This is a genomic window from Wohlfahrtiimonas larvae (genome assembly GCF_002006755.1).
GTDB classification, from domain to species: Bacteria; Pseudomonadota; Gammaproteobacteria; order Cardiobacteriales; family Wohlfahrtiimonadaceae; genus Wohlfahrtiimonas; species Wohlfahrtiimonas larvae.
Genome location: NZ_MVDO01000015.1, coordinates 1 through 5206, shown reverse-complemented (window position 1 = coordinate 5206; position 5206 = coordinate 1). Strand labels below are relative to the sequence as shown.

General features: G+C 37.4%; 4 protein-coding genes. All 4 read left to right on the top strand.

All coding sequences use genetic code 11. The annotated features are described in order from the left end of the window. Positions 1-1865, top strand: a 1865-nt coding sequence (locus tag BZK14_RS00940) for an efflux RND transporter permease subunit (RefSeq protein WP_143691251.1), incomplete at its 5' end; no start/stop codon positions are given. A gap of 153 nt (positions 1866-2018) precedes the next feature. Then, positions 2019-3668 (top strand): glutamine--tRNA ligase/YqeY domain fusion protein, encoded by a 1650-nt coding sequence (locus BZK14_RS00935; RefSeq protein WP_077924735.1) that lies wholly within the window; start codon positions 2019-2021, stop codon positions 3666-3668. Positions 3669-3671: 3 nt separating this feature from the next. After that, a complete protein-coding gene (locus BZK14_RS00930; RefSeq protein WP_077924734.1) occupies positions 3672-4400 on the top strand; it encodes an ABC transporter permease in 729 nt (242 codons plus the stop codon). Beyond that, complete coding sequence (locus BZK14_RS00925) at positions 4393-5091, top strand: ABC transporter permease (protein WP_077924733.1); 699 nt, start codon at positions 4393-4395, stop codon at positions 5089-5091. The genes BZK14_RS00930 and BZK14_RS00925 overlap by 8 nt, the downstream gene beginning before the upstream one ends. The last annotated feature ends 115 nt before the right edge of the window (positions 5092-5206 follow it).

Below are 5206 nucleotides of genomic sequence, written 5' to 3'. Positions count from 1 at the left end.
GATTAGTTGTGGATGATGCTATTGTTATGCTAGAAAATATCCATAGGCATATTGAAACTGGATTATCCCCCATCAAAGCGGCCTTTGTAGGATCTAAGGAAATTGGCCTTGCTATCATTGCAATGACCATCACATTGGCAGCTGTATTTTTACCTTTAACATTCACAGAGGGCAGAATTGGTAAATTATTCGTAGAATTTGCGGTCACACTGTCCATTGCGGTTATCATCTCAGGCTTTACAGCATTAACACTATCCCCCATGATGTGTTCTCGCCTGCTCAAAGCTAAAGAAGAGGATAAAAAAGGCAAACTCTTTAATATTATTGAAGATATGTTCATTGCATTCACTGATGGCTATACCAAAATTTTACGCTGGGTTTTACCAAAATCATTATTCATTATTATAGGAATGCTCTTCACAGTGGGTGCCAGCTATTTAATCTATAACCAGTTACCCCAAATGCTAGCACCAACTGAAGATCGTGGATTTATTCGGATATCTGCCATCACACCTGAAGGCGCAACAGTTGATTTTACGGATCGTTACTTCACTGAGGTAGAAGATTTGCTATTAACAGAATTACCTAAAGCAACAATCTTTGTGGTATCAGGTGTTGCATCTGGTGGTATTGGCAATATTACATTAGAAGATTGGGATCTACGCAGTGAATCACAAATGTCCATTGTGCAGCGGTTAAATCAAGAGTTTAAAGAAATTGCGTTAGGCTTACGAGTTTTCGCTAGCAACCCACAATCCTTAGGACAAGATAGCCGTTCAAAAGAAGTAGAAGTGGTGATTCGCTCAACTGCATCATTTGAAGAATTGGATCAATATGTCACACAAATTATGCAAAATTTAAACAATGATCCAAGATTAGTAACACCTGATAACAATCTTCGACTCAATACACCTCAACTAGAAGTCGATGTTGATCGAGAAAAATTAGCCCTATTAGGCATCGACGTTAATGCTGTGGGTAGAGCTTTAGAAACTGCTTTGGGCGGACGCAATATTACAAGATTTAAAGAAGGTTCAGAACAGTATGATGTTTTAGTTCAAGTTGATCCTACTAACCGCAATGAACCTAGAAATTTAAAAAATATTTATGTTCGTTCGGATAAAAATCAAATGATTCCTTTATCCAACTTTGTAACTATCCGTGAAACTGTTGCCCCACAATATCTCAATCACTTTAACAAACTCCGCTCCGTCACAATTTCTGCAAACTTAGCTGAAGGTATATCACAAGGCGACGGTATTCAAATCGTTGAAGATGCCATCAAAGAAGTAATGCCCGATACAATGTTAGATTACACAGGGGGTGCACGTGAGTTCAAAAGCACTGGCAATGCTATGATTGCAATTTTCCTACTTGCCCTACTCTTCATCTATTTAGTAATGGCTGCTCAATTTGAATCTTGGATCGACCCTTTCATTATTTTATTATCTGTGCCATTAGCTGCTTTAGGTGCTCTACTTGCATTATATTTGACAGGCAATAGTATGAATATTTATAGCCAAATTGGACTTGTGACGTTAGTTGGTTTAATCACCAAGCATGGCATATTATTGGTTGAATTTGCTAACCAGCTACAAGATACAGGCAAAGATAAATTAACTGCCATCGTCGAATCTGCAAGTTTGCGTTTACGTCCAATTTTAATGACAACAGGCGCAATGGTTTTAGGCTCTATTCCTTTGGCATTAGCAACAGGCGCAGGCGCTGAATCCCGTTCAACTATTGGTTGGGTTATCGTTGGTGGATTGTGTTTAGGTACATTATTAACAGTATTTATTGTACCTTCAATGTATCTATTACTCAGTCGACATAAAAAATTGATTGATTTTGATGATGAATCATAGAGAATAATTTTCTATATAAATTGCCTTAAAATAGCCTCAAACTTGAGGCTATTTTTATGCTGCAAGCTTTCTTGATCTTAATCTCGTAAATAGAAAGCAAACATGCTAGAATTCCACAGTTTATCGATAAGTTTTATCTACTAAAGGGAACTCATGTCAGAAGAAGTGATTCGTACCAACTTTATCCGTCAAATTATTGACAATGATTTAAGTACTGGTAAGTATAAGAGCCCATCTGAAGTCCATACTCGTTTTCCACCAGAACCGAATGGCTACCTTCACATTGGGCATGCAAAATCAATTTGTTTAAACTTTGGCATCGCTCAAGATTACCAGGGTCAATGTAACTTGCGTTTTGACGATACGAATCCGTGTAAAGAAGAACAAGAATTCGTTTCTGCCATCAAAGCCGATGTTGAATGGTTAGGCTTTCAATGGCATGCAGAATGCTATGCTTCTGACTATTTCCAACGTTTTTATGACAAAGCAATTTTGCTCATTAAAAAAGGCTTAGCTTACGTAGATGATTCTTCTGCCGAAGAATTACGTGCAATGCGTGGCACATTAACAGAACCTGGCCAAAATTCACCTTACCGTGAACGTTCTATTGAAGAAAACTTAGATCTATTAGAACGTATGAAAAAAGGCGAGTTTCCCGATGGTTCTAAAATTTTACGTGCAAAAATTGATATGGCATCACCGAATATGAATTTACGCGACCCAGCATTATATCGTATTCGTCATGTTGAACATCACCAAACAGGTACAGATTGGTGCATTTATCCAATGTACGACTTTGCACATGCATTAGGCGATGCTTTTGAAGGCATCACACACTCAATTTGTACATTAGAATTTGAAGATCACCGTCCATTATACGATTGGTGTATTGATAATTGCGAAATTGAAAAGAAACCTCATCAATATGAGTTCTCTCGCTTGAGCTTACAATATGCAATTACGTCCAAGCGCAAATTAACACAATTAGTGACATCAGGCACTGTAACTGGCTGGGATGATCCACGTATGCCAACAATTTCAGGCTTGCGTCGTCGTGGTTGCCCACCTGAAGCATTACATTTGTTCTGTGAACGCATTGGCGTAACAAAATCTGAAAACTCCATTGAAATGGAGCAACTAGAACAATGTATGCGCGACATTTTAGATGATAAAGCAGAACGCCGTATGGCCGTTTTAGATCCAATTTTAGTGACATTAACAAACTTTGATGAACACTTGGATTTAGAATTACCTAATCATCCTAAAAATGAAGCTTTGGGCAAACGCATTACGCCATTCTCTCAAACTTTATACATTGATCAGGCTGACTTTGTATTATCCACTGAAGATAAGAAATTTAAACGTTTAATCTTAGGTGATTATGTTCGTTTGCGTGGTGCTTATATCATCAAAGCAACAGATTACAAAGCAGATGCTGATGGCAATATCATCGAAGTTATTGCTGAAATTGTACCTGATACTTTAGGTAAAAATGCTGAAGGCATCAAAGCACGTGGTGTAATTCATTGGGTTTCGGCTAAAGATGCAGTAGATGCACAAGTGAACTGTTATGAAAGATTATTCACAGTGCCACATCCTGACCGTGAAGAAGGCGAAATTTTTGATTATGTGAATCCTAACTCCTTGATCATCAAAAATGCAAAAGTTGAGCCTGTATTGAAAGATGCACCATTAGAAATTGCTTATCAATTTGAACGTGAAGGCTATTTTGCACGTGATCGTAAAGAAGATTCATTGGTTTTCAATCGAGTCGTAACATTAAAAGACAGCTTCGGAAAATAACCAATGTCATTTTTTAACGCAGTAACAGAGCAATTCCAATTGGTATTGCTCTATAAACAAATTTTGTGGGAAGGATTCCTTCTCACAATTGAACTAGGCATTACATCACTAATTTTGGCAGTTATGTTAGGAATATTGGCAGCATTAGGTTCTTTTAGTCAGTCCAAAATTATTCGTGGTACAGTTACCGCCTACACAACCGTTATTCGTGGCATCCCTGATATTGTTTTGATTTTCTTGTTCTATTTTGGCATGCAAACATTATTAAACAAGATCACAGAGTCCATGAACATCAATCAAATTGATATCAGTCCATTCATTGCAGGTGTAACAACAATTGGATTTATGTTTGGTGCATTTATGGCTGAAAGCTTTAGAGGCGCGCTATTAGCTGTTCCTAAAGGGCAGCGTGAGTCAGCATTAGCGTTAGGCATGTCTCCTGTTCGTGTTTCATTTAAAATTGTGATCCCTCAAGCAGTACGCTTTGCATTACCCGGTTTAAATAACAACTGGTTAGTATTATTGAAAGCTACTGCTTTGATTTCATTGATTGGGCTACCTGACTTTGTATCCATTGCTTTAAAGGGTGGCCAATCTGTCAGAGCTCCATTTACATTCTTGATTACAGTTGCCATCGGTTATCTTGTACTAACATCTGTTTCAATCATTGTTGTTAAATGGCTCGAAAAACGCTTCTCTAAAGGGGTTATAACAGGAGCATACTATGAATAGTCTATTTGCAGATTATGCCCCGCTATTTGCCAATGGTGTTTGGGTAACACTCCAGCTAACATTCATTTCATCATTCATTGGCCTAGTCTTTGCCCTACCGTTAGCATTTGCTGCATTATCTAGAAATCCTTTAATTTCTACGCCCGTTGCATCATTCAGCTATTTCTTTAGAGGTACACCATTACTCATTCAAATCTATCTTTTATATTATGGATTAGGACAGTTTTCGGCAGAACTTCGTCAAATCCCATGGTTATGGAATATCGTTAAACAACCTTATTGGTGTGCAATCATCGCTTTTAGTATGAATACATGCGCTTATACGATTGAAATTTTCAAAGGGTCATTCAAAAATACACCAAAAGGTGAGATTGAAGCCGCTATTGCAATGGGTATGAGTAAATGGCAGATTTTCTACCGTGTTATTTTTCCATCTGGATTTAGGCGCGCATTACCTGCATACAGTAATGAAGTAATTTTCATGTTACATGGTACGGCCCAAGTATTTGTCATCGCCTTAACGAATTTGGATATTTTAGGCGCTGCTAATCGCATGAAAAATGTAACATTTTTGCAGTTTACACCCTACCTAATTGCCGCATGTTTATATTTAGTCATCACATTCTTATTAATATTTATTTTTAAAAAATGTGAAAAGCGTTGGCTCTCTTATCTTCAACCTACGCATTAACACAATGTAGTTTTGACTTCCTGTCAAAAATGGCGATAATGGTAAAAGCACAAACATAGGATATAGGCAATGATGAATCTTCCAAATTTACTTACTCTATTTAGAATTTTTATCA

Excerpts from the sequence above, each read along its gene's own strand:
- BZK14_RS00925 (WP_077924733.1), top strand. The coding sequence starts at position 4,393 with ATGAATAGTCTATTTGCAGATTATGCCCCGCTATTTGCCAATGGTGTT.
- BZK14_RS00930 (WP_077924734.1), top strand. The coding sequence starts at position 3,672 with ATGTCATTTTTTAACGCAGTAACAGAGCAATTCCAATTGGTATTGCTC.
- BZK14_RS00935 (WP_077924735.1), top strand. The coding sequence starts at position 2,019 with ATGTCAGAAGAAGTGATTCGTACCAACTTTATCCGTCAAATTATTGAC.